The sequence below is a fragment of the Rossellomorea vietnamensis genome, from assembly GCF_025398035.1.
Lineage (GTDB): Bacteria > Bacillota > Bacilli > Bacillales > Bacillaceae_B > Rossellomorea > Rossellomorea vietnamensis_B.
In genome coordinates, this window is record NZ_CP104558.1 from 2,950,664 (window position 1) to 2,975,987 (window position 25,324).

The following is a 25,324-nucleotide window of genomic DNA, read 5'->3' on the forward strand; positions in this document are numbered from 1 at the left end:
AAAAATGGATTAATAAAGAGAACGGATGAATAAGATAAAGGGAGTTTCCAAACGTAAAAACTGAAAGGAGCCTGTAAAGGATGACCAACGGAACGATCCTTCATTCCCTCCATCCACTGGGTCAGTTAGATAAGTTCAGGAAAGATCCACTCTTATTTTTAGAATCACAGGCAACGAAGAATGATGAAAGGGTACAATTCCGTTTTGCAAACCGTACTGTTCATTTACTGTTGAACCCTGCATTGATAAAAGAAGTACTTGTCACTCAATCTAAAAGCTTTCAAAAATCAAACCAATTCAAAGAGTTGTCTCTCCTGATCGGTGAAGGACTTGTCACAAGTGAGTGTCCCTTACATACAAAGCAGAGAAAAATTATGCAGCCTTATTTCACCCCCCGCCATATCCAGAAGTATGTGAGTGAAATGATTGGTTCAGCCACTGGCACGATGGAAGGCTGGGAGACGGGGACCTTAAGGGATATATCCAAGGATATGATGCAAGTGACATTGGCGGTCATAACGAAGACCATGTTTAATATGAATGATCACGAAGCGCATGAGAAAGTAGGGGTCCACCTGGAAAAGATCCTGGAAATGGCGACAAAGCGGATTCGCTCTTTCCTTAAGCCCCCTGTCTCATGGCCGCTTCGTGAGCTGAAGCAATATAAGGCCTCTATTGAAGAACTTAAGAGAGTCGTAGAGGAAATCATCCAGCATAGAGAAATTCTGTCTGAAGAAAAAGAGGACCTCCTTCATGCCCTGCTCCATTCCAGGGATGATGAAGGCAATCATATGAAGAGAGATCAATTGATCGATGAAGTGATGACCATTTTTGTGGCGGGCCATGAGACAACGGCCAATCTTCTTTCCTGGTTCTTCTATGCGTTGGAAAATAACGAACATGTGAAAGAACTTGTCTATGAAGAAGTCGATCGGGTAGTGGGGAAAGAAGAACTTTGCAGTGAGCACCTCCCAAACCTTCCTTATACACGCCAAGCTTTAGAGGAAACCTTACGTCTATATCCACCCGTTTGGATGTTTGGAAGGACTTCTGTAAGGGACGTGAAGATCGGTGACCACTTCATAAAGAAAGGAGAAAATGTCCTCATTTCTCCCTATATCATGCATCGGAATCCTAAGTACTTTCAGGATCCATTGAGCTTTGATCCTGACCGTTTTTATAAAACCAGGAAAGAAAGCATTCCCCCGTATGCATATTTCCCTTTTGGAGGGGGATCGAGAGTGTGCATCGGCAATCACTTTGCCCTTCAGGAGGCATTGGTGATTGCGGCCTTATATGTTCAAAGGTTCAACTTCACATTATCGAGTGACCATAGGGTGGAATGTCACCCATTGATTACCCTGAGGCCAAAAGGCGGAATGTTCATGAACGTTGAAAGAAAAGTGGATAAGTAAAACAAAAAACCCAGGTTCGAATCCGAACCTGGGTTTCCTATTTTTAAAAGATCATATGAGCAATCGCTACAATCACAAGTAACGTCAAGAATGTACGCTGCAGGAAGATGATGACCAGGTCCTTGAAATCGACCGGGATCTTGGAACCAAGGAGCAGTCCGCCAACTTCAGACATATAGATTAATTGAGTGACAGATAAGCAGGCGATGACAAAGCGCGTCAGCTCACTTTCAATTCCGGATCCGAAGATGGCCGGCAGGAACATGTCAGCAAACCCGACAAGGATGGAGCGTGATGCTTCCGTAGCTTCCGGGATTTGCAGAAGCTCGAGGATCGGGATAAGCGGCATACCGATGTATTCGAAGAACTTCGTATTCTCGGCTACAATCAGGGCTGTTGTCCCTATTGCCATGACGATGGGAGCGACCCCCATCCACATGTCCAACACGTTTTTCATTCCATCTGAGAAGAACTTCGATGCACTGTTGTTGTTCTTTGCTTGTACAAGAGCCTGCTCGTATCCATAGCCGACCCGGCTGTACCCTTCAGGAATCTCTTCCATCGTGTTCTTCCCTTCCTGACCATTGAAATACGTGTCAGGTTTTCGGGACAGAGGCGGGATCCTCGGCAGGATAATCGCTGCAAGGAGTCCGGAGGCAGATACGGTCAGGTAAAATGGAATGAAGTATTCCCCAAGATTCACCTGTGAAATGACGACAAGACAGAAGGTGATGGATACAACTGAGAAGGTTGTCCCAATGACCGCTGCTTCCTTCTTCGTATAATAACCATCTTCATACTGCTTACTTGTCAATAATACGCCGATCGTACCGTCCCCTAACCATGACGCTAAGCAGTCAATGGAAGAACGACCCGGAAGGCCGAATACAGGACGCATGATTTTCGTTAAGAGTGCCCCGAACAACTCCAGTAGTCCGAAATTCAATAATAGCGGCAGGAAAAGACCTGCAAAAAGAAACACAGAAAAAAGAATGGTGAGAAGTCCGTCGGCGTTTAATAGAAGTCCCCCTGTTGCATCAGACCAGACCCATTCAGGTCCCAGTTTGAATAGAGTCATGACGGCAAATATGGCGCCGACTACTCTGACAACGGCCCATACAGGTCTAACATCGAATAGACTTGAAAAAAACGGTGATTTAACAATGAAATCCGGGTGTGCGATCTTTGTGATGACCGTCCCGATGACCGTCAGGATGATCAAGCCTGTCATAATGGAAGGTACGTAGCTGCCGATCCAGTCCTGCAGAAGTCCGGATAAGACCGCGATCGGTATCGTAATCCCGTCTTTCCCCGGAATCGGTATCATAAATAAGAAAACTCCCAATAAGGAAGGGATGATAAATCGTAAATGACTTGTTAGTGTAAAGCGATGTTGCTGATTCATAAATTCACCTCAGAAGTAGTAGTAACAGTAACGGAAAAATGAAACATTATTCATTCTAATGCATACATATAAATTTGTCCATAGAAAGTTCCAGGAAGGAGACGTATGTATTCCTCAGATGGTTTTCCCGAAGGATGGATAGGTCAAACATAGAGTAGAAAATTAATCATTAAATATAATGCTACAAAAAAGAAAGCGCTATCTTTATGTATATCTTTTATTTTACTAAAATTTTTAAAAATTTCAATAATAACAGGGACACAAGGTGAATTTCGAACTAAGAAAAGATTTTATATTTTGAAAATAGAGGTTTATCCTTTATTTAAGTGGGTATAAAGAATTCATACCTTAGATAGTCAGGAGTTGTAATCGATGACATCTTTAACAAAACTTACTGAAGAGCAATTGACCAATGTGTATCAACTGGCGCAGGAAGAAGGGTTGGAAGAAGAGTTTATTGAGATGCTAGAAGGGGAGATGGAAAGAAGGGAAAGCGTACGCTAGAAGACATGCGAATATAATAGATAAAGAACGTCCATACATAACGGCTGGTCTCTCAGGGAGGCTGGCCTTTTTATTGATCCAAGAAAAAAAGCACCATCAACGAGAATGATGCTTTCGCTTTTTCTGTTATAAAAATAGTAACCCCAGTGAAATGACGACTCCACTGATGACAAGGATGATCACACAATATCCCATAATATCCTTTGCCTTCAGTCCCGCGATGGCTAAAGCAGGTAAAGCCCAGAATGGCTGGATCAAATTGGTCCAGGCATCCCCCCAAGCAACGGCCATGGCGGTCTTGGCCACAGATGCATCGAGGGTTTGAGCGGCATCGAGCATGATTGGAGCCTGAACTGCCCACTGTCCTCCACCGGACGGAACGAAGAAGTTGACAATCCCCGCGCTCAGGAAGGCAAAGAAGTAAAACGTCACATCATTTGATATCGATACGAAAGCTTCACTCATGACGACAGCGAGACCGGATGCCGTCATCATCCCCATGATCCCCGCGTAGAAAGGGAACTGGATGACAATCCCGCTTGCCCCCTTAATGGCCTCCTGTACGGCGGCAAGGAAGCGCTTCGGCGTACCATGAAAGAGGATGCCCAGAAATAGAAAAAGAAAGTTGACGATATCTAAATTGAGTGCGAAACCATTTTTTATAAAGTACGAGAATAAGAACACAATCCCGAGCACCGCCACGATAATCGATAAGATCATACTGTTCTCAAGCTTATCGGCAGGAGTCATCGCCTCTTTTTCAAGGGTGGCAGCTGTCTCATTGAAGAGTTCAGGATCAACCGTAATCGTCTCATCTTTCGCTGGCATTAACATCCTGTTGGTTATGGGTAGGACGATGAATAATGCGGCCACGATGATGAGAGTGGATGTTGCAAAGATGGTTTCATTGGTCGAGATGACCCCGATCAAATCCTGGAACGGATGACCGTCAGTCGCAATCGATAACGGGATCGACCCGGAGAATCCTGCATGCCAGACCACAAATCCAGAGTAGGCACTGGCAATGAGCAAGCGGTAATCGACGCCCTTCACCCGTTTGGCCAGTTCTTTTGCAAACAAAGCCCCGATGACCAGTCCGAACCCCCAGTTGATCCAGCTTGCAATCATGGAAACGACGGTCACGATCACAATGGCAGAGCCGGGAGATTTGGCGAACGAAGCAAGAAATCCGAGGAAACGTTTAAACAATGGACTGCTGGCAAGGACATACCCTGTCACAAGGACAAGTACCATCTGCATGGAAAAGGCGAGCAGGCTCCAGAATCCATCCCCCCAATACTGGACCATCTCAAGGCTCGAACTTTCAGTGAAAATGAGCCCAAGACCGAATACGGCCAACGTTAAAATGACCACGAATAAAAATGGATCCGGCAAATAACGCTGCATGATTTTGTTAGATAATGAAATAAGTCCTTTCATCTTCATCCCCCTTATAAAAATATACCTCCATACTATTCTTCTATAGTGATGAATGAAAACCCTTTCAATTCCTGATAATTGACAGAATCTAGATTTTGAACGTCCATTACTATAAGTGAATAAATAATTCATGATACAATGGCTAAATTAAGAATATTCAACAACAGGAAGGTGTTTACAAATGATTACATTCATTGCTACAGATATGGACGGAACGCTATTAAATGAAAATCAGGAAATCAGTGAAGCGAATAAACAGGCTATCCTGGACGCACAGGAGCAGGGAATCGAAGTAGTGGTTGCCACAGGCAGGTCATATGAGGAAGCCCGTTACGTTATACAGGAGGCAGACATCTCATGCGATATCGTCTGTGCCAATGGAGCAGAAGTGCGGAATAAACAAGGCGAGATTATCTATCAGGCAGGGATTGAATCAACACGCGCAAGAGAGATTGCTGCTGTCTTGAATGAAACCGGCATTTATTTTGAAATCTATACCGATCAGGGAACGTATACGGAAAACTATGAAATGGGAGTTGAATTGATCGTCAACATTTTCACAACGGCCAATCCCGGCGTGTCTGAAGAACAAGTGAGACAAGCTGCCAGGGAACGCTTTGAAAAAGGGCATATCAGATTGGTGGAAGATTACGGGGTCCTGTTCGAGGATGACAATCAGCTTGTATACAAATTCCTTGTATTCTCCTTTGATGAGAAGCAGCTGCAGGAAGCGAACGAGAAATTAAGTGCCCTTACAGGCATCGCCATCAGCTCATCTGGTAAAGAGAATATTGAAGTGAACAGTCTTGAGGCACAAAAAGGTGTTGCTCTTGAGAAACTGCTGAAGGACAAAGGGCTGTCCCCTGAAAATGCCATGGCCATGGGGGATAATTTGAACGACCTGTCCATGATGAAAGTAGTCGGTAGGCCTGTAGCCATGGGGAACGCCTTGGATCAGATCAAGGACTTCTGTCCATTCATCACGGCAACCAATAAGGAAGATGGTGTGGCCAAAGCGATCCAGGAAGTCATCCAACAACCGGCAAAGTAATGAGAACCTCTTCTGTTGTCCATACTGGTTAAAAAGAGTGAATAAGGGGAGCTGGTAGGGATGAAAATCAAAATGGGTTGGCTCGTGTTGGTCATAAGTCAGGGTATACTACTAGGTGCGTGTTCGTTCGGACAGCCAGATGTGCAGCAGGAAGAAAGTGAATCCGTCACGAGACCGAGTGTCGAGAGTAAGGTGGTGGCGCAGGATCTTTCCATTCCCTGGTCCATCCAGAAGCAGGACGATGTATTCTATATCACACAGCGGACAGGTGGAATCGTTGAGATGAAGGATGGGAAGAAATCCGTGGTCAAGACCAGGCTTTCAAAGCCACTATCGGATCGACCTGAAGCGGGACTGTTAGGCTTTGTGCTTCACCCGGATTTCGAAACGAATAAGCAGGCCTTTGTCTATTATACGTATGGGGATTCAGATGCCAACTACAATCGGGTCGTAACCCTGAAGCGGACTGCAAACGAATGGACCGAGGAAAAAGTCCTGTTGGACCGGATTCCAAGCGGTCAGTATCATCAAGGTGGCAGGCTTGAAATCGGTCCCGATCACAAACTCTACATTACCACCGGGGATGCCACCAGGCAGGATCATGCTCAAGATCTATCCTTCCTTGGAGGGAAAATTCTTCGCATGGACTTGGATGGAGGAATCCCGTCCGATAACCCATTTAAAGATTCACCTGTTTACAGCTACGGCCACCGGAATCCCCAAGGTCTCGCATGGAATGGGGATGGTGAACTTTATGAAACGGAACATGGCCCGAATGGATATGATGAAGTCAACTTGATCAAAGCCGGAAACAATTACGGCTGGCCGAAGATCACAGGAGATGAAAAGGAAGAGTCCATGATTTCCCCGCTGGCACACTCCGGCGAACCTTCATGGGCCCCTTCAGGAACAGACTTCTGGAATGGAGATGTTGTGTTTGCAGCTCTCGCTGGTCAAAGCGTAAAGAGATTTGATACGGAAACGGGGGAAGTCACCGATCTTCTCACTGGATTTGGGCGTGTCAGGGACGTGCTGGTGGAAGGGGACACCCTTTATTTTGTCTCCAACAACACAGATGGACGGGGAATCCCCCGTGAGAACGACGATAAGCTGTATGAGGTGGATTTGAAGTCAGTGATGAAAGAAGAATAGAGTGACGGAAACCTCCCTTTGTATTGGGGAGGTTTTTTTGCAAAAAAAAAACACGCTCTAAAGCGTGCTCAAGAATGTTTATTTTCATCATTGGCTTTCAGAATCGCAATTACGAACATCCCAAAACTAAGCATCAGAGATAATACTTCGAATGTATTCATTGTATACATCGCCTCCTTATTCTAAGGCTTCCCGGATTCAAGATTGTCCTATACGCTTGAAATAAATGGAATGTTTTACTGCTTCTTTTCGTCAAATAAACCAGGTACATTGTCCAATGAATAGTCCCTGACATACCTGATCAATTTGATTTTTAATTCCTGCTCGAGGTCGTCCCTGTTTTCGAGTCGGGTCAGGTACAGTGATTTCCTGATTTTCGGTTCGAACCTGCGGATGATCTTCGTTTCATATTCCGTGTTGCCCTTCGCTTCTTTGACTAGATCGTATAAAATTCCCATAATTTATGATTCTCCTTTTTCTAAAATGGATTTTAATTTGTGTAACGCTTTTCGATGGGTTTTCGAGATTGTCTGTTGGGATACGCCCTGCATTCTTGCAATCTCTGTATCAGATCGTTCCTGTACATAGGCTAAATCAAGGACATGCTTCTGTTTGTCGGTCAACGTTTTATAGGCCTTCAGGAGTTCCTCGCTCTCCAGGCATTCCATTAATGTCGAATAATTGGTGAAAGGTGCAATTTCCGAGGCCGGATCCGGAACAAGTTCGACATATGATCCGCCATCTTCACCCACACGGTCATCCAGGGTAAGAGGATGCCGTTCGCTATATTTTCTTATCTTTTTATCAAAGTTCACACTGTGAAAATAAAGGGATGAACTGACGTAAGAGGTAAATCGGATATCAAAATAATAGGCCTTAAACGCTTCGTTTAAACGTTCTTCCTTACTTGCACTGGGGTGACGTAAAAAATCTTCGACTAGCTTCCGGTTCTCCGTTTGACTGATAAAGGACTCAACGGCTTTATTGTATTGAAGATGAGGATAATGACGATAAAATTCACTCACTAATGGATCCATTTTTTTCACCACCAATAGAACATATGTTCGATTTTGAAGTAAAAAAAAGAGGAGAAAAATTCTCTCTGCTTTTACTCTATAAAGAAGCGGAAGGGACCCATTTCCACAACCTTCTTCTCTTTAATCGATCCATAGTACTATCTATTAAACCATATATTACAGAATCAAGTAAGTGATGAATGCACTAATTTTCCCTTATTATCCACATATTAGAACGATTTATGATTTTATAAAGGGGTTGAAGGGTAGTTTATATAATATAGTATACAAGGTTCATTCTCTATGAAAGGGAAGTGATGGGATGAGTGGTAAATGGATGTTCGTCTTTCTTTTGGCAGGTTTGTTGCTGGGTGGATGTGCTGCGGATGATGGGAAGAAAGATCAGGATTCTACTGAAGTCAATTCGGATGTACCTGCTGCCGAAACGGATCAGCCTGCGAGCAAGATGGACGTTCTGGCCAACGATGAAAAGATCATAGAGATGTTAAAGAAGACCGGAGTCATAGCGGAAGACGCGTCACATGAAGAGATTGAAAAGGCTCTTCAGAAATACCTCCAGGATAAAAACAGTGACCAGCTCACCAATGAAAAAGAAAAGAAAAAATATATTGATGAAATCAAGAAGAAAATTCAAGAGGGCAGCTAAAAAGTGGGAACGGGCAAGGGTGAACAACCCCTGCCCGTTTCTTCATGAGATCAGCGCATGACGCTGCCTCCTGAAATTTTGACGGATTCCCCGACAATGTTTTCTGCAGCATCACTTAATAGATAAACGATGGTGTTTGCGACCTCAACAGGTGAGGTTAATCTTCCTGAAGGAATGCTGTCCTTCGCGATTTCCAGTTGTTTCTCGTAGCTTCTCCCTTCCCGTTCCCCTTTTGACTGAATGGCGTTTCGGCCCATCTCTGTATCGACATATCCGGGGCAAATGGCGTTCACTCTGATATGGTGCTCGATCGCTTCATGGGCAAAGGCCTGTGTGAACCCTGTCACTGCAAACTTCGATGCACTGTACGCACTGTTTCCGTGGGTGCCCCTCAGTCCGGAAAGGGAAGAGATGTTGACGATCGCTCCTTTTTCTACGCCCTTCATTTGGTTATAGACGACCTGGGAAAGCTGGACAAGCGAGAAATAGTTCAGCTCCATGATTTTTCGCAAGTCGTCTTCGGATAATTTCTCCACCATGTCACCGCCGCCTATCCCGGCTGAATTCACGAGACCAGTGATGGGCCCATGCTGATCTCTTGCCGCAGACAGAAGCTGTTCGCGGTCTTCAGTACTCGTCAGATCCGCTTTATAGAGGAAGACCCTGTCCGGATCCTGGCAGTCTGCTTTCAGCTCATTCAGCTTTTCTTCATTCCTCCCAGTAATCGTCACCCTGGCACCCGCTTGAACGGCTGCCTTCGCCGTTTCATATCCAATGCCGCCAGTCGCACCGGTGATGAGGACATGCTGATCTTTCAACGTGCTTTCATGGAAAAGGAAACTCATTCTATTACCTCCTTGTGATGTATAGTACGTTTTTACCCGATGGGGGGAGGCGGGAAACGGAAGGGGGCCGTTTTGAAAATAAAATCCCGTTTTTGAAAATAAAAGTAGTGGAATTGAAAATAAACGCTTCAGGATTCCACCTGCAACAAAAAAAGGACCCCGCTTTGGAGTCCTTTCACATGTTTTAACCCTTCCCGATCCCGTTTACAATCATTTGCACGGTCATTTCGATCTCTTTTTCATCATTCCAATCTGCTTCAGGAAGGAAGAGGTACCGAACGATAAGCAGGCCGAAGATGCTGGTAGCTGAAAATCGCACGACAGCAGGTGATGGCAGGTCGATAATCTGCCCCTTCTCTTTATAATGATCAACGAGGCGGACGAATTTCTCGAATACCTTTTCAGCGATATGCTCTCTGAACTGTTCTTTCAATTCGGGATGAAAAGGGATTTCCTGTATCAATATTTTAAAAGCGGTCATATTCTCTTTCAGGAACTCCTGGCGATTCAAGATCATCGCTTTCAGGAAATCTTCGTACCGGTCATATTTGGCATCAAGCACTTTATTGAGATCCCGGATCACAAAGGGAGCGATCAGTTTGGCCATCGTAGGGGAGACAATCGAAAGAAGCAGATCCTTCTTTGTTTTGTAATGCCGGAAGATGGTTCCTTCTGCGACGCCTGCCTTTTTGGCGATTTGACTAGTGGAAGTGGAGGCGTAGCCTTTTTCGGCGAACATTTCGATGGCGGCCTCCACGATTTTCTGTTGTTTTTCTGTCAGTGATTCTTCTTCATCGAATAACTGTTTGAATATATTTTTTTCTTCAGACATTTTTAAACCCCTAACTTGTCGTTCATTCCTACCCTATATTTTACGGTATTTTCGGAGGGCTGCAACATTCAGGACGATAAAGAGTAAAGAAAAACCGATCAGTACGGAGAGATTAAAGAGTAAATCCCCGAATGCATAGCCGCGTATCATGACGTCCCTTAAGGCATCGGCAGCATAATAAAGCGGGGTGAACGGTCCAATCCAGCTCAGCCACTCGGAGATGGTATCTAAATTGAATAATCCCGAGAAGAAGATTTGGGGAACCACGACGATTGGAATGAACTGCATCATCTGTAATTCATTTTTAGCAAAAGCAGACAGCAATATTCCGAGAGTAAGAGCGGTGAACGATAAGGAGACGATGATGATCAATACGTTGAAAAAACTGCCTTTCATCATCATGTCCAGGATATAAATCGAATACCACGAAATCAAGGATGCCTGAAGGAGCGTCACGATCCCGAAGCCGATGACGTAACTGACGACCATTTCCCAAATTTTAATGGGAGAAGCAAGCAGCCGCTCAAGAGTCCCCGTCGTTCTCTCTCTTAAAAAGGAGACTCCACTGATTAAAAAGACGAAGAAGAAGACGAAAAATCCAAGGAGGACGGGTCCAAAGGAGTCAAACATCCCCATATCCTTACTCCCGTGCACATACTTCACTTCATCGGTCATGTTTTGTGAAGGAGATGGGAAGAGGGTCTGGATTTTTTTCATGACGGCCCCATTGACTGTGGGATCGCTGCCTTCGATGACAATGGATGGTGAAGTGGGGGCCTCAAATGAAATATAGCCATCCAATTCGCCGCTTTTAATGTCCTTCAATGCTTCATCGGGATTTGAATAGACTTGAAAATCCTCTGTATCAACTTTCGCTTCCAGTTGTTGCGGCAGATCCACAATGGCGACCTTTGCGTCATAATCCTCCGTGTCAAAAACAAGGGACAGCATGCTGAGGATTAGGAGCGGGGCCAGGAACATCAAGGCCAATGTGCGTTTATCCCTGAGTAGCTGCTGAAGGATACGGATGACAAATCCTCTAATTCTCAACGGAAACACCTCCATTTTTCAAAAAGACATCCTCAATTGAAGTGACTCCGTACGTTTCTTTAATCCCGGCAGGCGTGTCGCTTGAAATGATTTCTCCATGCTGGAGGAGACCGAGTACATCACACCTTTCTGCTTCATCCATGACATGAGTCGTAATGATCAGAGTCCTGCCTTCTTCTTTCAGCCGGTGGAAGCTGTCCCAGATCTCTTTTCGCAGGACGGGATCGATCCCGACGGTCGGTTCATCAAGGAACAGGACTTCAGGGTCATGAAGAAGGGCGATGGCGAGGGAGAGTCTTCGCTTCATCCCGCCTGAATACTGATGGACCGGCTTGTTCAGGTGTTCAAGTAGATCAACGGTGTTCATCACTTTTTCGATTTGCGCTTTTCGTTCGTTTTTCTTTAATCCATACAGGGAGGCCATGAAGGATAGGTTTTCTTTAGCCGTCAGTTCATCGTACAGGGCATCGGATTGAGCCATATATCCGATGGTCGGGTAAAGGTCGCCTGCCTTTAGCTTGTTTCCTTTGAAGGTCACCGTTCCGGATGAGGGCGTTTCAAGTCCGATCATGAGCTTGATGATCGTCGTTTTCCCTGAACCTGACGGGCCCAATAATCCATAGATTTGGCCTTTAGGAATGTTGAGATTGATTGTTTGTAATACGTTCTGTGAGCCAAATGATTTTGACAAGTCACGTAATTGGATAATGGAGTCCATGTGAATCACACCTTTCAAAGAAAATAGTGAGTGATTACTCACTTATAATATAAAGGTTGTGAGAAGATTTGTAAAGTGAGTAATCACTCACTATTATATTCTTACTCTTTAGAAGTAGAAGAATTCCGCATGAAAAAAAGAGCCTGAGCAACGGCCCAGACTCTTCTTACCTCATTATTTTACGTTGTCATTTTCCCATTGATAGCTCCAGAATCGTTCAACGGTGACCCATTTCAATGATTCAGGGTCATTTTGCTGGATCCCTTTTTCAAGATCTTTCAGCATCCAGGCCGTTTGGGAGATATGGGCCTTCATAGCACCGATTTTTTGGTCTTTCACAGGTGTGATATCAACAAAGATATCGGGTTTGCCTAATTCTTCTTCGCAATTCTTAGAGAATGCCAGGCAGTGAAGCTTCGGTCTTGATTCTTTCGGAAGGCGTCTGACGGCACGCACGACGGCTCTTGCGGTTGCTTCATGATCGGGGTGGACGGAGTAGTCCGGGTAGAACGTGATAATGAGGGACGGATTTAATTCCTCAATCAGCTCCGTCACCATGTTTGAAAGCTTTTCATCATTTTCAAACTCAAGGGTCTTATCACGGTAACCCATCATGCGAAGATCCTGTATCCCCATCACATCAGCCGCTTTTTGCAGCTCTTTTTTCCGGATTAAAGGAAGGGATTCCCGTGTCGCGAATGGCGGGTTCCCTAAGTTCCTTCCCATTTCCCCTAATGTGAGGCATGCATAGGTGACGGGAGTTCCGTTGTTCACGTGGGTGGAAATGGTCCCTGATACACCAAATGCTTCATCATCCGGGTGAGGGAAGATGACCAGTACCTGTCTTTCTTTTTCCATTTTGACCTCTCCTTTATATATAAAGTTCAAGTAGTTTAATTGAAAGGTGTCGGACTGATTTCAAGGGCAACGGCGAGTTTCCCGTCCCCGCCATGTCCAGCAAGCAGGAGGCGCCCCTGTTCATCGAATTCATAATGAGTCAGGCCCTCGGCATAGATCCAGCCGAGTTCGATTTTCAGGCCGACACGGTAAGGTCCGTCCCCGATGATTTTTCCGTGCTCATAGTTCACTTTTGCGTTGCGTATATAGGCTCCCGCGGAGAAGAAGCCTTCATTGAAGTGTGAAGCATAGGCTCCATTGGTGGTTTCTAAATGTATATAAACGTCCTGACGGGCAAGCTGGGTGATGATTCCCTGCACATCGGCAATCTTGATCGGTTCCATTCTTTTTCCTCCTTAAATACAGAAAAGACTCATAACCATTATGTACTATCTTACTAAAATTCATGAGTGATTGCGAAAAGTATGATTGAGGAGCAGGGGGGATTCGTGACAATAGAGGTCCGTCCCTCAAAAAAAGTGCCAGGCACGAAAGGGTTGATTCGTGCCTGGCACCTGGCCGGGAAAGAATTATTTATTGAAGCGGTTGTAGGCTCCGTGCATGACGGGTCCAACGTATTCGTTCAGTTTGAAGCCGTGTTTGATGGCGGCTGTGACGAATGTTTTGGCGTTTGTGACGGCTTCCTTCACGTCTTGTCCATTGGCAAGGTTTGCGGTGATGGCTGCTGCGAACGTGCATCCAGCCCCGTGGTTATACGTCGTTTCCACTTTTTCTTCTTCAAGCAGGGTGAATTCATTCCCGTCAAAGAATAGATCCAGTGCTTTATCGTGCTTTAATTGCTTTCCGCCTTTGATGACAACGTTTTTCGCTCCCAGGTCGTGAATCTTCTTGGCTGCTTCTTTCATTTCATCAATTGTTTTGATCGGACCCGTCTGAGCAAGCTGACCAGCTTCAAACAGGTTAGGCGTTACAACGGTCGCACGCTGCAAGAGATGTTCCCTCATGGCGTCAGTGGTTTCAGGGTGGAGGACTTCATCCTCGCCTTTACATACCATGACGGGGTCAATGACCACTTTATTTAATCCGAATGCATCGATTTTTTTCGCTGCCAGTTCGATGATCTCAACGGTACCGAGCATACCTGTCTTCATGGCATCCACTCCGACAGACAGGACCGTTTCCAATTGTGCTTCCAGTGTATCGATGGACAATGGATGGACGTTGTGGTGCCAGTGATTGTTCGGGTCCATGGTCACAACGGTCGTGAGAGCTGTCATACCATATACGCCGTGCTCCTGGAACGTTTTAAGGTCGGCTTGGATCCCGGCGCCTCCGCTTGTGTCGGATCCGGCAATTGTAAGTGTTTTTTTCATGGCTGCATTCCTCCTGTGATTTCGTTTCATTGTAAAAGTCTGACTAAAGAATATAATATCGGACGGTTAAATACAAATCCTTTTGACTATGGATGACGACAAAAAAGACGCCGGATGAAAATCCATCGACGTCTTTACGGTAGCTGTCAGGCCAACTTAGAAAGGTTTCGCATTATTATTCGTTGCTTCCTTGGAAGCCACGATGACAAGCTTGCCTTTATCAAGTTCTTCCTCATAAGCATCGGCTTCTGCCTGATTCATCCCTACGGACTTCATTTTCGAACGCAGTTCATCTCCGCGGCTGTTGAACATATTCCCCATGGATTCCAGGATTCCCTGCTCCTTGATACCGGTTGATTCCGTATTTGTTGCCTCGGTGATGTGTTTAGAGCGATGCTTGTCATGAGCGAATACGTAAATATCATCTTTCGTATAGCCTTCACTGGTGAACATGTCAATTTCCTTTTTAGCTTCTACTGCATTTTCAACTGTTTGAACCTTGTACATGATCATTACCTCCGTGTTTTTATGTCTTGTCCCTTCTTTTCCCGGTAGGATTAACTTCAAACTTTCCAAAATATAGAAGTAGAATAATTGTTTCCAAGATTCTACATTATTTCCTATAATAGAAGAGAGGAAGGTGAAGGATTTGACAAGTCAATATAAGAAAATACAAGAAATGGAAGAGATTTTGGCGGATTTGAAGGCGACTGAAAGACAAACAGGTGCCTCTTTGGCCATTGAAAATAGAAGCAGCAGGCGTCGGGGATTGACCAACACACTCCTGACTTTTTGGAAAAGGAGAGTTGTACTCTTTCTATTGGTGTTCTTGCTGGTGGTGGGAGGAGCAGCGATAGGGATCTATTCCTTATTATCGGGCTCTACTTTTACAGAAGAAAAGGGTTCATTTGTAGAACGGATTCAAGAGATGAGTTCACTGGCTACGGCTCAAGGATTTGTGAAAGCTGTGATCGAGCAGGAAGATAATCAATTATTCGGGAAAGAAATCAATGCGGACCTCCCGGGTACGAAACGGAAGCTTCTGATGGTGGTGCCCGGGACTGTTCTTGCAGGGGTCGATTTACAAGGAATTGATGAGAAGGATATAGTAGTAGATGAAGAGAAGAAAGAAATTCAATTAACACTTCCCCGCGCTGAAATCCTTCAGGAACCGTCGATCGATACGGACAATATTAAAACTTTCTCCGTAGAAGGGATCTTCCGGAATGATGTGGATTGGAATGAAGGGTTTGCCCTTGCGGAAGTGGCGAAGGATCAAATCAGTCAGGAAGCGATCGATCAGGGGATCCTTTCAGCGGCTGAAAAAAATGCTGAAAAGTCATTGAAGGGATTCTTTGAGCAATTAGGGTACGATGTGACGATTGAATTTCAAAACTAGAAAGGGTGTCTTGGAGTGTCGGCGATTTTTCAAAATGATTGGGCACACGTTCTGGAAGATGAACTTCAGAAGGAGTACTACCGGGATTTACGGGAATGGCTGAAAGGCGAGTATCAAACGAACGTCACTCATCCACCCATGCACGATATTTTTAATGCTTTTCACTATACAGCCTATAAGGACGTAAAAGTTGTCTTATTGGGGCAGGATCCTTATCATGGAGCAAATCAGGCAGAGGGGTTGAGCTTTTCAGTGAAAAAAGGGGTGAAAATCCCTCCCTCCCTGCGAAATATGTACAAAGAGCTTCACGATGACGTGGGATGTCCGATTCCCGAACATGGCTCATTGGTGAAATGGGCTGAACAGGGTGTCCTCCTTTTAAATACCGTGCTTACCGTCGGGGACGGCCAAGCCCATTCCCATCGAGGGAAGGGGTGGGAACGATTCACCGATCGAGTCATTTCCTTATTGAATGAACGGGAGAAGCCGGTGGTGTTTTTGCTGTGGGGGAAGCCTGCCCAGGCAAAGCAGTCGTTAATTGATTCTTCCAGGCACTACATCGTCACGGCTCCCCATCCAAGCCCGTTATCGGCCCACCGCGGTTTCTTTGGAAGCAGACCGTATTCAAAGACGAACGGGTATCTTCGTGAACAGGGAATGGAAGCGATCGACTGGTGTATAGAGTAGCAATGTTTCACGTGAAACAGTGAAGGAGGAAGCTTTGTGAAAAAGGAAGAAAGGATTAACTGTTTTCAATGTCAGTATTTTTATACCACATGGGAGCAGGCTCATCCGCGGGGATGTAAGGGCTACGGATTTAAGACAAAGGCGATGCCTTCCCTTGTGGTTTTTCAATCCTCCGGGAGTCCATGCATGAAATTCAAGGCAAAACAAAGATGATATTTGCGAAATCCTTCAATAAGAATTAGGATAAAGACGTACATACTGGAGACCTTGTGGAAGGAGTAATCAATGTGAATATCCCACATCAATCATTAATCAAGAAAATCGAACATGAACTCGGTAAAGCGAAGTCTGCTGAAAAGTCCCAGCAGATCCGTGAGCATGTTTATTCAATAAAAGCACTATGTGAAGTATTGCTGGAGGAGAACAACGGGGCATCCGCTCAAAGCACGTTTTCCCAACCTCAGCAAACCATGCCGTATTTCCAGGAATCACAGCCGGTTCAGAAGCCCGTTTCCATTCAGAAGGAAGAGCCTCTCGAAACGGATGACGGAGCCAATGGCAATTCGTTATTTGACTTTTAACCTAGGAGGATAAACATGAAAACATTTATCATTATCGGTGCCATCAACGCCTTTTTATCCGTGGCACTTGGAGCTTTCGGTGCCCACGCATTGGAAGGGAAGATTTCACAGAAGTACATTGATACGTGGAATACAGGGGTCCTTTATCAAATGTTCCATGCGATCGGGATCATCATCGTCGGAGTGCTGATGGGGAATGTCACGCCGACATCGCTGCTTTCCTGGTCAGGCTGGCTGATGCTGATTGGAACGATTCTTTTCTCTGGAAGCCTTTATGTACTGAGCATCTCAGGAGTGAAGATCCTTGGGGCGATCACCCCGCTTGGAGGAGTCAGCTTCCTCGTCGCCTGGGTACTCTTGATCGTATTCGCAGCGAAAACGTTATAAACAAAAAAGATACCCTGTCAGGAAGAGGATTTCCTGACAGGGTATTTTTTTAGCGTTGGGAATAGCTTTGCATGGAGCCTCCCGCACCGTATGGATATTCATACTCGATTTCTTCATCAAATGTGATGTAATCAAGATAAATCATCGGAATGAGGTACCGTGTACCGGTTTGCGGGTCGCTCAGGATAAGGTGATCCCGGCCGGCGGCTTCAATGATCCCCTTGAACACCTTCGCATTCCATTCCTTATTGTTTTCAAACGTCGTATAAACCGTTGCGACTTTTCCTTTATTCAACCTGAGAATATTCTCGATATACGACTCTTCAATCGGAAGCATTCCCGGAACATTTTGAGAAGGCGCCGGGGCATTCGTAGGGGAAGGAATCTGATACCCTCCACCACCTTGACCTTGCTGCTGGGGATAGTATTGTCCCTGACCTTGCCCACCACCGTAATACTGACCATAAGGATTATAAGCAGATTGATTATACCCCTGATACGGGTTTGATTGTTGGTTCGCCAAACCGAATACCTCCTTTAAGTAAGATTAATATACTTTCGGACAATCACCTTGAGTGGGTTGATAGAAACAGTGGGATTTGAATCGCCCCGCATTGGACTGGTTATACCACTCGGCAGGGCAATTCCCGGCGGGCTTAAAGAACCAAAGGGAGTAAGATGCAGGGTGATATCTGCCGCCTTTAATGGTCTTCCGCGCCAAATCGATCTCTTTCTGCCGTGCCCGCTGATAAAAGTAGCTCTTCTGGGTGGCCTCGAATCCACCAGGGCTTTGAAACACCATGTCCTGAAGATTCGCCAGTTTCTTGAAGTCAAGGCAATCGGATCGAACCCGGTTCACCCCGACGTTCCCTACCATCAGCATTCCCTGCTGTCCTTCACCCTCGGCCTCAGCCCTCATCAATCGAGCCAGGAGCTTCACTTCCTTCTCGTTATAAGGAATAACAGCCATCTTCCCACCTCACTTTAGGAGATGCTATGTCTCACTATTTCATGTCTATGTGGGGGGAGAAATATTTATTCATTTGTTTTATTGAGTGACCTCATAAAAAAACGACAAGCCACAGGGACTTGTCGTTTGTCGATTATTTAGTTCACGTGAAGGAATTTTGAGATAGCTTCTTCTTTTAATAGGTTTCCTACGTAGAAGGCACCGAATTCACCGAAGCGGGCGCTTACTTCGTCAAAACGCATTTCGTATACAAGCTTTTTGAACTGAAGCACGTCATCGGCGAATAGGGTGACACCCCATTCGTAATCATCGAAACCAACAGAACCCGTAATGATCTGTTTCACTTTGCCTGCGTATTGGCGGCCGATCATACCATGACTTCTCATCATGTCACGACGCTCTTCCATCGGCAGCATGTACCAGTTATCATTCCCCTGACGACGCTTGTCCATCGGGTAGAAGCAGACATGATTCGCTTTCGGAAGAATCGGGTAGATACGTTCCTGTACGTAAGGATTCTCGTAAGGGTCGCCTTCTGAAGGCATATAGTTACCAAGTTCCACTACAGAAACATATGAGAATGTCGGGATGGTGAACTCAGCGATTTTCAGCTTGTTGAATTCATTTTCCAACTCATTTAATTCTTCCATTGTCGGACGAAGGATCATCAGCATGAAGTCCGCTTTCTGCCCAACAATCGTGTAAAGGGCGTGACTTCCTTCTTTTGCATCCTGAGTGCTGTTCAATCGATCTAGGAAACGGTGGAATTCTGAAATCGCCGAGGCTCTTTCTTCACTCGGAAGCATCTTCCATGAAGTCCAGTCCATTGCGCGAAAATCATGCAGGGAATACCAACCATCTAATGTTTGTGCCGGTTCTGCCAACGTAATCACTCCTTAAAGTACTTTTTCCAACTTTACTATATCATAGTTTCACCCCAGAGTAAGAATACAAAACCCAATGTCGCTAAAATGGCACAAATGGTGGATAGCAGGGGGATTTATGGAACACACTATCCTCGTAGATTGTCATACAGGCTTAGGATACTCACGGATTGGGTAAAAATTATTAGAAAACAAAGACTTTTAAGTTGAAACCGGTATCATTTCTCCTTTTCCTTGAATTCCTCTATGAGAAGAGTATTCTAAGATTGGATATGTATAAATCAAGGAGGTTCCTCTATTGAGCAACTTATTTACAACATTAACGGATAAAGTAAAAGGTAAAGAGTTAAAGATCGTTTTCCCTGAGGGGACAGACGAACGCATTCTGACAGCAGCATCCCGATTGTCTGCTGACGGCATCCTGACACCGATCGTAGTCGGAAACGTGGATGAAGTGAACGCCAAAGCGGATGAGCTGGGTGTGAAGCTTGACGGTTGTGACGTTGTCGACCCTGCGTCATTTGCTGGCATGGACGAGCTTGTGAAAGCATTTGTGGAACGCCGCAAAGGAAAAGCGACTGAAGAAGATGCGAAGAAGATCCTCTTGGACGGCAACTACTTCGGTACGATGCTCGTTTACACCGGCCAGGCTCACGGACTTGTAAGCGGCGCAGCACACTCAACGGCTGATACGGTTCGCCCTGCCCTGCAGATCATCAAAACAAAAGAAGGCGTCCGTAAGACATCCGGTGTCTTCATTATGGTACGTGAAGACGAGAAGTATGTATTCGCTGACTGTGCGATCAATATCACACCTGACAGCCAGGATCTAGCTGAAATCGCCATCGAAAGTGCGAAGACAGCTGATATGTTCGACATCGATCCACGCGTTGCGATGCTGAGCTTCTCGACAAAAGGATCGGCTAAATCCCCTGAAACGGAAAAAGTGGTAGAGGCCGTTTCTCTTGCGAAAGAAAAAGCACCGGAACTGACTGTCGACGGTGAATTCCAATTCGACGCTGCCTTCGTTCCATCCGTAGCCGAAAAGAAAGCACCAGGTGCCGACATCCAAGGGAATGCCAACGTATTCGTATTCCCAAGCCTTGAAGCAGGAAACATCGGGTACAAAATCGCTCAACGTTTAGGTAACTTCGAAGCAGTTGGCCCGATCCTTCAAGGACTGAACGCCCCTGTGAACGATCTTTCCCGTGGCTGTAACGAGGAAGATGTGTATAAGCTTGCATTGATTACGGCTGCTCAGGCGCTGTAAGGAGATAGATGTATCGGGAAACCGGATCCTTTAGGGGGTTCGGTTTTTTTGTGCCATAAGATTGTCCAACCCCTTTTCAGAAATCCTACCATTATGTGATATAATGAGCTCGCATGTTGTAAGTGAAGGAGAAGCGTTATGGATAAGGAAAAAGCATATGCACTGCTCCGTCAAGATCGATGGAGAGTGATCGATCAATCAAGTTTGGGACCGATGTTCGGAGCCCTGCAGTCATTTGCCATGGACGATACATTGTGCACGGTGATCGGAGCAGGTCAGTCTGATCCGACAGCACGCTCATGGGTCCATCACCAAACGGTTGTATTAGGTATTCAAGATACAAAGCTGCCGTTTCTTTCGGATGCCTTGGAGGTGCTGGAAGAAGAAGGCTATCGATATATTGTACGAAACTCCGGGGGCCTTGCGGTCGTATTGGATGAGGGTGTACTGAATCTCTCATTGGTTTTCCCTGATTCTGAAAAAGGCATCGACATTAACCGTGGCTACGACGCTATGTGGCTGCTGGTAAAGGATATGTTCAAGGAGTTTGAAGTGGAAATTGAAGCGAAGGAGATCACACAATCGTATTGTCCCGGCAGTTATGATCTCAGCATCAATGATCAGAAGTTTGCAGGAATCTCTCAGCGGAGGATCCGCAACGGGGTAGCTGTTCAGGTGTATCTTTGCGTCAGTGGGAGCGGTTCTGAGCGGGCGAAGCTGATCCAGCGTTTTTATGAGACCGGACTGAAGGATGGAACGTCGAAGTTTACGTTCCCGACGATTGACCCTGAGGTGATGGCTTCTTTATCGGAGCTCTTGGGCGTCGAATTATCGATTCAAGATGTGATGCTCCGCTTCCTGCAGTCGTTGAAAGGATTCAGCGGCGAATTTTACAGCAGTGCCCTCCAGGGGGAAGAGTATGGGATGTACGAGATGTATTATCAGAGGGTCTTGGATCGGAATGAGAAGGTGTTGGGGTAATGGGGAGAGCTGGACTTCTATGGAAATGGGAGGCCGGCTTTTTTTATCCCGACATCCCACCCCACGCAAAAAACCAGCACGCCCACAGGCGCACTGGTTGGGAATACCATTATTCAGCTACTTTTTCGAGATTTCCGTTTCGATCCATCTTGAACCTCGGTGCTTTTGATTCGTCTTCATCGAATACGACAAGCTTTCTGGCCCGGTTCATGATTTGCATGAGTGTTTCGTAGTCTTCCTGCATCGTGACGGAGTTGTTTTCAAGGGCTTTGACTTTCTTTTCGAGCTCGGCATTTTCTTTTCGGAGGTCGGAAATCTCCTGCTTCAATCTCTGATTCTCAATTTTCATGTAGTCGGAGTTCATGTTGGTTTGGGCCAGGTTCTGAAGGTACGCGATCACCTTTTCAAGTGTGACTTCCCCTTTTAGTCCCGCTGGCTTTACCACGTGGTTGGCAGCAGGTGCCTGTTGCGCCGCATAAGCCTGTTCCTCACTTGCTTCGACTTTAAAGTCCTGCGCTGTTTCTTCGGTTTCTTTCCCCAGTTGCTCTGTTTCCGGTACGTAGTTCTCGTACTCGGCAAATTCCATTTCTTCTTCCGCCTCAGTCATTGATAGAGACATAGCGTCTAAATCTTCGAAGGAAGGTGTCGGTGGCTGGTATAATAGCTTTTTCTTGCCGCCCTGGTCTTTTCCGAGGATGCGGTGGCGCTGTTTGCGTTGTTTTTTTGCTAGTGAAAGAGCTTTCTCGTACTGATGGCGCACGACGGCGTTCCAGCGGAATCCACATGCGGCGGATGTGCGGTTCAGTTTATCCCCGACTTCCTCGAAGGCATTCAGTTGTGTACTGCCTTCACGCACATGACGTAAGACCGTTTCGGCCAATAATAGATCATTTTCTTCCGTCCAGGCATCCTGTCTTGTTTTCATCATCATTTCATCTCAACTCCCAAAGTTTTCTTAAAGTATTCGTTGATAAAAGGATGGACCATTTCTCAGGTTTTTATACGAATATGTTAAAATTATTTTCTGTCTGCTAGTTTCGTTGTATCAGTGAGGAACCATGCGGGATGGAAACGATGTTCACTTGCAAAACATGACTGAAAACTGTATTCTATAAATCGATGTTTACGACGTATAAAATGCATTTCAATAGATAGAAAGGGTTGTTGACAGATGGCAAACGAATTCCGTGTTTGCGATGATTGTCAGGCCGTTAACCTAAAGACCTTGATTCCAAAATTAAAGGAGATCGATCCGGACGCACCGATTGACATTGCGTGCCAATCCTATTGTGGTCCAGGACGCAAAAAGACATTCGCTTTTGTGAATAATCGTCCTGTAGCGGCGTTGACTGAAGAAGAATTGATGGAAAAAGTGATCAAGAAAATAAAGAAATAAAGGGAAACTTCCTCCTGAGGGAGTTTTTTCTTTTCTACTGATAAAAATAAATAAAGGTTTGCGCCTCTTTGGAAAAGGAAACTACATAAGGGGTAGAGAAATAATAGGAGAGATTTTTTTGTCAAGCGTCCAAATTTTTTTGAAGGATTTGGAACGCTTGCGGTGGAACAATCAAAGGACAAATACCTATTTTTTTCGACAAAATTCGAGATGAATGCGATGGAGCAAGTCGCTATAATAGAAATATGCTAGTTTAGGAAGAGGGTAGAAGATGGAGTATGCCAAGCAGAAATTACATGAAGAAAAAGTATTTAAAGACCCTGTTCATCGCTATGTTCATGTAAAGGATCGCGTGATTTGGGATTTGATCGGGACAAAAGAGTTCCAGCGACTCCGCAGAATCAGACAGCTCGGAACCACCTACTTGACCTTTCACGGAGCGGAACACAGCCGGTTCAATCATTCTCTTGGCGTGTATGAAATCATCCGCCGCATCGTCGATGATGTCTTCGTCGGAAGACCGGAGTGGAACCAGGATGAGCGCTTATTGTCATTGTGTGCTGCGTTATTGCATGATCTGGGACACGGTCCGTTTTCCCATTCCTTTGAAAAGGTGTTTCACCTCGATCACGAGCATTTTACCCAAGCCATCATCTTAGGGGATACAGAGGTGAACGCGGTTCTCGTTAAAGTGGCACCGGAATTTCCGAAGCATGTGGCAGAAGTGATCGCGAAGACGTACAGTAACAAGCTGGTCGTCAGCCTCATTTCAAGCCAGATCGATGCCGATCGCATGGATTATCTGCAGCGTGACGCCTATTTTACAGGGGTTAGCTACGGACATTTCGACATGGAGCGTATCCTCCGTGTGATGAGGCCCCGTGAAGACCAGGTTGTCATCAAGCAGAGCGGGATGCATGCCGTGGAGGACTACATCATGAGCCGCTATCAGATGTACTGGCAGGTGTATTTCCATCCGGTGACGAGAAGTGCAGAAGTGATCCTGACGAAGATTCTACATAGGGCGAAGGAGCTTCATGAAGAGTTCTATTCCTTTAAGCAAAGTCCAATCCATTTTTATTCCCTGTTTGAGGGGGAAGTGGCCCTTGAGGATTATTTAAAGCTCGATGAAGCGGTCATCATGTACTATTTTCAGATTTGGCAGGAAGAAGAGGATCCGATTTTACGGGACTTATGCGAGCGGTTCATGAACCGGAATCTCTTCAAGTATGTGGAATTCGATCCGGCGAAGGAATACAAGAAGCACAGTGAGCTTGAAGCCCTCTTTAAAAAGGCGGGAATCGATCCCGATTATTACCTGGTGGTAGATTCATCTTCAGACCTTCCATACGATTTCTACAGGCCGGGTGAGGAAGAGGAACGGCTCCCGATACATCTGTTGATGAAGAATGAGGAGCTGCGCGAATTATCCAGGCAGTCGGATATCGTGGATTCCATCTCTGGAAAGCGCCGGACCGATCATAAATTATACTATCCAGTGGATTTACTATATGACGAATCAACAAAGAAAAACATTAAGCGCCAGATCCGAAAGATTCTGGAGCTGTAGACGAGGACCTGACTTATGCAATACTAGGAGTAGGAGATGACGTACATTGTTAAAAGAGCATGCAAAATTGATGAGTGCCTTCTTTGCCTCGGGTGAAGTGGTGGGAAGAAAGAAGCTTCAGAAAATGATCTATATCGCGAAGAAGCTTGAATTCCCGTTTCAGGAAAAATTTCAATTTCATTTTTATGGTCCGTATTCGGAAGAACTGACGCTTCGGGTGGAGGAGCTATGTAATATGGGGTTCATCTCCGAGGTGAAGGAAAAAAAGGGCGGCTACTATCAATACCGCTATACGGTCACGAAAGAAGGGGAGGACTTCCTGGAAATCTACGAAAAGGATATGCCCTGCCTGAAGGATTGCCTTACGGATATGAACGTTCAATCAGCACGCTTCCTTGAACTTGTTTCGACCGTCTTATATTTTGACAACCTTCCAAAAGAAGAAGTCGTGGAAAAAGTGTTCACACTCAAGAGCAAGCAGAAATATACAGAAGAAGAAATCGACGAAGCCTTCGCTTATATTGACGGACTAAAATCGAAAAAAATCGTTCAGTAGAGAACGTTCTTATATGATATAAAGGGGGGATCACTCGCCAAGAGTGATCCCCCCTTTTATATAAAATTCTACGGTTTAGGTGATTGATCCATTTTTTCGATGATTTCATCAAGCTTTTTTTCCACCTGTTTGTCTTGCTTCCGCTGCTGGATCCTTCTGTTTCGAAGCCCTTTCGCCACCATAAAAGCGACAACGACAATGGCTAGTAGAAAAGCCATCATGAACAATTGTAAGAACACATCGCCAATCGTCAGGTCCATTGTTTTCATCCTTTCCATCGGGTGTATGATATATCGTATTCCTAAGATGCAAATGTT

32 protein-coding genes are annotated in these 25,324 nt (G+C 45.4%); 14 read left to right on the top strand and 18 right to left on the bottom strand.

The window, feature by feature from the left end:
* Positions 1-80 precede the first annotated feature (80 nt).
* Positions 81-1,415, top strand: a complete 1,335-nt coding sequence (locus tag N5C46_RS15270; RefSeq protein ID WP_261749248.1) for a cytochrome P450 — start codon at positions 81-83, stop codon at positions 1,413-1,415.
* Between the two features lie 43 nt (positions 1,416-1,458).
* Here the strand turns inward: N5C46_RS15270 and N5C46_RS15275 are convergent, their stop codons facing one another.
* On the bottom strand, positions 1,459-2,820 hold the full coding sequence (locus N5C46_RS15275) for a YjiH family protein (RefSeq protein ID WP_261749249.1): 1,362 nt from the start codon (positions 2,818-2,820) through the stop codon (positions 1,459-1,461).
* A 372-nt stretch (positions 2,821-3,192) separates the two neighbouring features.
* On the opposite strand from N5C46_RS15275, the gene sda reads away from it, so the two are divergent.
* Complete coding sequence (gene sda, locus N5C46_RS15280) at positions 3,193-3,324, top strand: sporulation histidine kinase inhibitor Sda (protein ID WP_079532306.1); 132 nt, start codon at positions 3,193-3,195, stop codon at positions 3,322-3,324.
* Positions 3,325-3,450: 126 nt separating this feature from the next.
* Here the strand turns inward: sda and N5C46_RS15285 are convergent, their stop codons facing one another.
* Positions 3,451-4,764, bottom strand: a complete 1,314-nt coding sequence (locus N5C46_RS15285; RefSeq protein WP_229596214.1) for a short-chain fatty acid transporter — start codon at positions 4,762-4,764, stop codon at positions 3,451-3,453.
* 181 nt (positions 4,765-4,945) lie between these two features.
* Between N5C46_RS15285 and N5C46_RS15290 the strand changes: the two genes are divergently transcribed.
* Positions 4,946-5,815: a Cof-type HAD-IIB family hydrolase gene (locus N5C46_RS15290; RefSeq protein ID WP_261749250.1), complete on the top strand. Its 870-nt coding sequence runs from the start codon at positions 4,946-4,948 to the stop codon at positions 5,813-5,815.
* Positions 5,816-5,875: 60 nt separating this feature from the next.
* Positions 5,876-6,967 carry a PQQ-dependent sugar dehydrogenase gene (locus N5C46_RS15295; RefSeq protein WP_261749251.1) on the top strand — a complete coding sequence of 364 codons (1,092 nt, stop codon included), beginning with the start codon at positions 5,876-5,878 and terminating at the stop codon, positions 6,965-6,967.
* Between the two features lie 68 nt (positions 6,968-7,035).
* On the opposite strand, the gene N5C46_RS23330 is transcribed toward N5C46_RS15295, so the two are convergent.
* From N5C46_RS23330 to N5C46_RS15305, 3 genes are all read right to left on the bottom strand, one after another.
* On the bottom strand, positions 7,036-7,137 hold the full coding sequence (locus tag N5C46_RS23330; protein ID WP_420720417.1) for a putative holin-like toxin: 102 nt from the start codon (positions 7,135-7,137) through the stop codon (positions 7,036-7,038).
* A gap of 66 nt (positions 7,138-7,203) precedes the next feature.
* Complete coding sequence (locus N5C46_RS15300) at positions 7,204-7,425, bottom strand: helix-turn-helix domain-containing protein (protein WP_261749252.1); 222 nt, start codon at positions 7,423-7,425, stop codon at positions 7,204-7,206.
* 3 nt (positions 7,426-7,428) lie between these two features.
* Positions 7,429-8,004 (bottom strand): sigma-70 family RNA polymerase sigma factor, encoded by a 576-nt coding sequence (locus N5C46_RS15305; protein WP_261749253.1) that lies wholly within the window; start codon positions 8,002-8,004, stop codon positions 7,429-7,431.
* Positions 8,005-8,305: 301 nt separating this feature from the next.
* On the opposite strand from N5C46_RS15305, the gene N5C46_RS15310 reads away from it, so the two are divergent.
* Positions 8,306-8,650, top strand: a complete 345-nt coding sequence (locus N5C46_RS15310) for a hypothetical protein (protein WP_261749254.1) — start codon at positions 8,306-8,308, stop codon at positions 8,648-8,650.
* 50 nt (positions 8,651-8,700) lie between these two features.
* On the opposite strand, the gene N5C46_RS15315 is transcribed toward N5C46_RS15310, so the two are convergent.
* The 8 genes from N5C46_RS15315 to N5C46_RS15350 all read right to left on the bottom strand — a co-directional run bounded on the left by N5C46_RS15315 (position 8,701) and on the right by N5C46_RS15350 (position 14,833).
* Positions 8,701-9,495 (bottom strand): SDR family NAD(P)-dependent oxidoreductase, encoded by a 795-nt coding sequence (locus N5C46_RS15315; RefSeq protein ID WP_261749255.1) that lies wholly within the window; start codon positions 9,493-9,495, stop codon positions 8,701-8,703.
* 184 nt (positions 9,496-9,679) lie between these two features.
* Entirely contained in the window at positions 9,680-10,327 is a 648-nt protein-coding gene (locus N5C46_RS15320; protein ID WP_261749256.1) for a TetR/AcrR family transcriptional regulator, read from the bottom strand.
* A 33-nt stretch (positions 10,328-10,360) separates the two neighbouring features.
* Complete coding sequence (locus N5C46_RS15325) at positions 10,361-11,377, bottom strand: ABC transporter permease (protein WP_261749257.1); 1,017 nt, start codon at positions 11,375-11,377, stop codon at positions 10,361-10,363.
* Entirely contained in the window at positions 11,367-12,095 is a 729-nt protein-coding gene (locus tag N5C46_RS15330; protein ID WP_261749258.1) for an ABC transporter ATP-binding protein, read from the bottom strand. Before N5C46_RS15330 ends, N5C46_RS15325 begins: the two co-directional genes overlap by 11 nt.
* 174 nt (positions 12,096-12,269) lie before the next feature.
* Positions 12,270-12,953 carry a bacillithiol biosynthesis deacetylase BshB2 gene (bshB2, locus tag N5C46_RS15335; RefSeq protein ID WP_034765006.1) on the bottom strand — a complete coding sequence of 228 codons (684 nt, stop codon included), beginning with the start codon at positions 12,951-12,953 and terminating at the stop codon, positions 12,270-12,272.
* Between the two features lie 35 nt (positions 12,954-12,988).
* Entirely contained in the window at positions 12,989-13,336 is a 348-nt protein-coding gene (locus tag N5C46_RS15340) for a YojF family protein (protein ID WP_034765008.1), read from the bottom strand.
* Between the two features lie 186 nt (positions 13,337-13,522).
* Positions 13,523-14,326, bottom strand: coding sequence for a pyridoxine/pyridoxal/pyridoxamine kinase (pdxK, locus tag N5C46_RS15345; protein WP_261749259.1), 804 nt, complete (start codon positions 14,324-14,326; stop codon positions 13,523-13,525).
* Between the two features lie 156 nt (positions 14,327-14,482).
* Complete coding sequence (locus N5C46_RS15350) at positions 14,483-14,833, bottom strand: YflT domain-containing protein (protein WP_224522512.1); 351 nt, start codon at positions 14,831-14,833, stop codon at positions 14,483-14,485.
* Between the two features lie 133 nt (positions 14,834-14,966).
* On the opposite strand from N5C46_RS15350, the gene N5C46_RS15355 reads away from it, so the two are divergent.
* The 4 genes from N5C46_RS15355 to N5C46_RS15375 all read left to right on the top strand — a co-directional run bounded on the left by N5C46_RS15355 (position 14,967) and on the right by N5C46_RS15375 (position 17,380).
* Entirely contained in the window at positions 14,967-15,725 is a 759-nt protein-coding gene (locus N5C46_RS15355; RefSeq protein WP_420720418.1) for a DUF4230 domain-containing protein, read from the top strand.
* 15 nt (positions 15,726-15,740) lie between these two features.
* Positions 15,741-16,412, top strand: a complete 672-nt coding sequence (locus N5C46_RS15360; protein ID WP_261749261.1) for a uracil-DNA glycosylase — start codon at positions 15,741-15,743, stop codon at positions 16,410-16,412.
* Positions 16,413-16,699: 287 nt separating this feature from the next.
* On the top strand, positions 16,700-16,993 hold the full coding sequence (locus N5C46_RS15370) for a YwdI family protein (protein ID WP_034765022.1): 294 nt from the start codon (positions 16,700-16,702) through the stop codon (positions 16,991-16,993).
* Positions 16,994-17,008: 15 nt separating this feature from the next.
* On the top strand, positions 17,009-17,380 hold the full coding sequence (locus N5C46_RS15375) for a DUF423 domain-containing protein (RefSeq protein ID WP_034765025.1): 372 nt from the start codon (positions 17,009-17,011) through the stop codon (positions 17,378-17,380).
* 49 nt (positions 17,381-17,429) lie between these two features.
* Here the strand turns inward: N5C46_RS15375 and gerQ are convergent, their stop codons facing one another.
* The 3 genes from gerQ to hemQ all read right to left on the bottom strand — a co-directional run bounded on the left by gerQ (position 17,430) and on the right by hemQ (position 19,234).
* Complete coding sequence (gerQ, locus tag N5C46_RS15380) at positions 17,430-17,903, bottom strand: spore coat protein GerQ (protein ID WP_261749262.1); 474 nt, start codon at positions 17,901-17,903, stop codon at positions 17,430-17,432.
* A 24-nt stretch (positions 17,904-17,927) separates the two neighbouring features.
* Entirely contained in the window at positions 17,928-18,350 is a 423-nt protein-coding gene (locus N5C46_RS15385; protein ID WP_034765031.1) for a cell wall hydrolase, read from the bottom strand.
* A 137-nt stretch (positions 18,351-18,487) separates the two neighbouring features.
* The gene (gene hemQ, locus N5C46_RS15390) at positions 18,488-19,234 is read right to left on the bottom strand and encodes a hydrogen peroxide-dependent heme synthase (protein ID WP_254652647.1); all 747 of its coding nucleotides are present in this window, start codon (positions 19,232-19,234) and stop codon (positions 18,488-18,490) included.
* Between the two features lie 298 nt (positions 19,235-19,532).
* Here hemQ and pta point away from each other — a divergent pair, with 298 nt between their 5' ends.
* Complete coding sequence (pta, locus tag N5C46_RS15395) at positions 19,533-20,504, top strand: phosphate acetyltransferase (protein WP_261749263.1); 972 nt, start codon at positions 19,533-19,535, stop codon at positions 20,502-20,504.
* 138 nt (positions 20,505-20,642) lie between these two features.
* The gene (locus N5C46_RS15400) at positions 20,643-21,485 is read left to right on the top strand and encodes an octanoyl-[GcvH]:protein N-octanoyltransferase (RefSeq protein WP_261749264.1); all 843 of its coding nucleotides are present in this window, start codon (positions 20,643-20,645) and stop codon (positions 21,483-21,485) included.
* Positions 21,486-21,594: 109 nt separating this feature from the next.
* Here N5C46_RS15400 and N5C46_RS15405 read toward each other — a convergent pair whose 3' ends face one another.
* Positions 21,595-22,410: an RsfA family transcriptional regulator gene (locus N5C46_RS15405; RefSeq protein ID WP_272501238.1), complete on the bottom strand. Its 816-nt coding sequence runs from the start codon at positions 22,408-22,410 to the stop codon at positions 21,595-21,597.
* 246 nt (positions 22,411-22,656) lie between these two features.
* Here N5C46_RS15405 and N5C46_RS15410 point away from each other — a divergent pair, with 246 nt between their 5' ends.
* From N5C46_RS15410 to N5C46_RS15420, 3 genes are all read left to right on the top strand, one after another.
* Positions 22,657-22,881: a YuzB family protein gene (locus N5C46_RS15410; RefSeq protein ID WP_034765044.1), complete on the top strand. Its 225-nt coding sequence runs from the start codon at positions 22,657-22,659 to the stop codon at positions 22,879-22,881.
* Positions 22,882-23,152: 271 nt separating this feature from the next.
* Entirely contained in the window at positions 23,153-24,451 is a 1,299-nt protein-coding gene (locus N5C46_RS15415; RefSeq protein WP_261749265.1) for an HD domain-containing protein, read from the top strand.
* A 46-nt stretch (positions 24,452-24,497) separates the two neighbouring features.
* Positions 24,498-25,007 (top strand): YwgA family protein, encoded by a 510-nt coding sequence (locus N5C46_RS15420; protein ID WP_261749266.1) that lies wholly within the window; start codon positions 24,498-24,500, stop codon positions 25,005-25,007.
* A 68-nt stretch (positions 25,008-25,075) separates the two neighbouring features.
* On the opposite strand, the gene N5C46_RS15425 is transcribed toward N5C46_RS15420, so the two are convergent.
* The gene (locus tag N5C46_RS15425) at positions 25,076-25,267 is read right to left on the bottom strand and encodes a DUF4083 family protein (RefSeq protein ID WP_261749267.1); all 192 of its coding nucleotides are present in this window, start codon (positions 25,265-25,267) and stop codon (positions 25,076-25,078) included.
* Between the last annotated feature and the right edge of the window lie 57 nt (positions 25,268-25,324).

What these genes read in the sequence shown, in the direction of transcription:
- N5C46_RS15270 (WP_261749248.1), top strand. Translation starts at nt 81, where the DNA reads ATGACCAACGGAACGATCCTTCATTCCCTCCATCCACTGGGTCAGTTA.
- N5C46_RS15275 (WP_261749249.1), bottom strand. Translation starts at nt 2,820, where the DNA reads ATGAATCAGCAACATCGCTTTACACTAACAAGTCATTTACGATTTATC.
- sda (WP_079532306.1), top strand. Translation starts at nt 3,193, where the DNA reads ATGACATCTTTAACAAAACTTACTGAAGAGCAATTGACCAATGTGTAT.
- N5C46_RS15285 (WP_229596214.1), bottom strand. Translation starts at nt 4,764, where the DNA reads ATGAAAGGACTTATTTCATTATCTAACAAAATCATGCAGCGTTATTTG.
- N5C46_RS15290 (WP_261749250.1), top strand. Translation starts at nt 4,946, where the DNA reads ATGATTACATTCATTGCTACAGATATGGACGGAACGCTATTAAATGAA.
- N5C46_RS15295 (WP_261749251.1), top strand. Translation starts at nt 5,876, where the DNA reads ATGAAAATCAAAATGGGTTGGCTCGTGTTGGTCATAAGTCAGGGTATA.
- N5C46_RS23330 (WP_420720417.1), bottom strand. Translation starts at nt 7,137, where the DNA reads ATGTATACAATGAATACATTCGAAGTATTATCTCTGATGCTTAGTTTT.
- N5C46_RS15300 (WP_261749252.1), bottom strand. Translation starts at nt 7,425, where the DNA reads ATGGGAATTTTATACGATCTAGTCAAAGAAGCGAAGGGCAACACGGAA.
- N5C46_RS15305 (WP_261749253.1), bottom strand. Translation starts at nt 8,004, where the DNA reads ATGGATCCATTAGTGAGTGAATTTTATCGTCATTATCCTCATCTTCAA.
- N5C46_RS15310 (WP_261749254.1), top strand. Translation starts at nt 8,306, where the DNA reads ATGAGTGGTAAATGGATGTTCGTCTTTCTTTTGGCAGGTTTGTTGCTG.
- N5C46_RS15315 (WP_261749255.1), bottom strand. Translation starts at nt 9,495, where the DNA reads ATGAGTTTCCTTTTCCATGAAAGCACGTTGAAAGATCAGCATGTCCTC.
- N5C46_RS15320 (WP_261749256.1), bottom strand. Translation starts at nt 10,327, where the DNA reads ATGTCTGAAGAAAAAAATATATTCAAACAGTTATTCGATGAAGAAGAA.
- N5C46_RS15330 (WP_261749258.1), bottom strand. Translation starts at nt 12,095, where the DNA reads ATGGACTCCATTATCCAATTACGTGACTTGTCAAAATCATTTGGCTCA.
- bshB2 (WP_034765006.1), bottom strand. Translation starts at nt 12,953, where the DNA reads ATGGAAAAAGAAAGACAGGTACTGGTCATCTTCCCTCACCCGGATGAT.
- N5C46_RS15340 (WP_034765008.1), bottom strand. Translation starts at nt 13,336, where the DNA reads ATGGAACCGATCAAGATTGCCGATGTGCAGGGAATCATCACCCAGCTT.
- pdxK (WP_261749259.1), bottom strand. Translation starts at nt 14,326, where the DNA reads ATGAAAAAAACACTTACAATTGCCGGATCCGACACAAGCGGAGGCGCC.
- N5C46_RS15350 (WP_224522512.1), bottom strand. Translation starts at nt 14,833, where the DNA reads ATGTACAAGGTTCAAACAGTTGAAAATGCAGTAGAAGCTAAAAAGGAA.
- N5C46_RS15375 (WP_034765025.1), top strand. Translation starts at nt 17,009, where the DNA reads ATGAAAACATTTATCATTATCGGTGCCATCAACGCCTTTTTATCCGTG.
- N5C46_RS15385 (WP_034765031.1), bottom strand. Translation starts at nt 18,350, where the DNA reads ATGGCTGTTATTCCTTATAACGAGAAGGAAGTGAAGCTCCTGGCTCGA.
- N5C46_RS15400 (WP_261749264.1), top strand. Translation starts at nt 20,643, where the DNA reads ATGGATAAGGAAAAAGCATATGCACTGCTCCGTCAAGATCGATGGAGA.
- N5C46_RS15405 (WP_272501238.1), bottom strand. Translation starts at nt 22,410, where the DNA reads ATGAAAACAAGACAGGATGCCTGGACGGAAGAAAATGATCTATTATTG.
- N5C46_RS15410 (WP_034765044.1), top strand. Translation starts at nt 22,657, where the DNA reads ATGGCAAACGAATTCCGTGTTTGCGATGATTGTCAGGCCGTTAACCTA.
- N5C46_RS15415 (WP_261749265.1), top strand. Translation starts at nt 23,153, where the DNA reads ATGGAGTATGCCAAGCAGAAATTACATGAAGAAAAAGTATTTAAAGAC.
- N5C46_RS15425 (WP_261749267.1), bottom strand. Translation starts at nt 25,267, where the DNA reads ATGGACCTGACGATTGGCGATGTGTTCTTACAATTGTTCATGATGGCT.